General features: G+C 70.4%; 1 protein-coding gene. It reads left to right on the top strand.

The window, feature by feature from the left end; genetic code table 11:
- On the top strand, positions 1-612 hold a 612-nt coding region (locus tag G4D86_RS51800; RefSeq protein ID WP_240360977.1), incomplete at both ends, for a condensation domain-containing protein.

A 612-nucleotide genomic window follows, 5' to 3' on the forward strand; every position in this document is an offset into this window, starting at 1 on the left:
TCTTCCGCCTCGCCGCCGAAGAGCACGTGCTCCTCCTGAGCCTGCACCACATCATCACCGATGGCTGGTCCATGGGTGTGCTGGTGCGCGAGGTGTCGGAGCTCTACGCGGCCTTCGTCGCAGGACGGCCCTCGCCCCTGCCCGCGCTGCCGCTCCAGTACGCCAGCTTCGCTTCGTGGCAGCGTCAGTGGCTGCAGGGCGAAGCGCTGGACACCCAGCTGTCCTACTGGCGGCAGCGGTTGGACCCCAACGCCGTGCTCCAGCTTCCGGGTGACAGGCCCCGTCCCGCCACCTCTTCCGCCCGTGGCGCGCGTCACACCGTCTTCCTGCCCGCGCAGCTCGCCGAGTCCTTGAAGGACCTGGGCGCGAACGAGGGGCGCACCCTCTTCTCCGTCCTGCTCGCCGCCTTCAACGTCCTGCTCCACCGCTACTGCGGCCACGACGACGTCACCGTCGGCACCCCCATCGCCGGCCGCAACCGCGCAGACCTCGAGGGCCTCATCGGCCTGTTCGTCAACACCCTCGCGGTGCGCACTGACTTGTCCGGCGACCCGACCTTCCAGCAGCTCGTGGGCCGCGTCCACGAGACGGCCCTGGGCGCCTTCGCCCACC

The organism is Pyxidicoccus caerfyrddinensis (genome assembly GCF_010894405.1).
Classification (GTDB): Bacteria; Myxococcota; Myxococcia; order Myxococcales; family Myxococcaceae; genus Myxococcus; species Myxococcus caerfyrddinensis.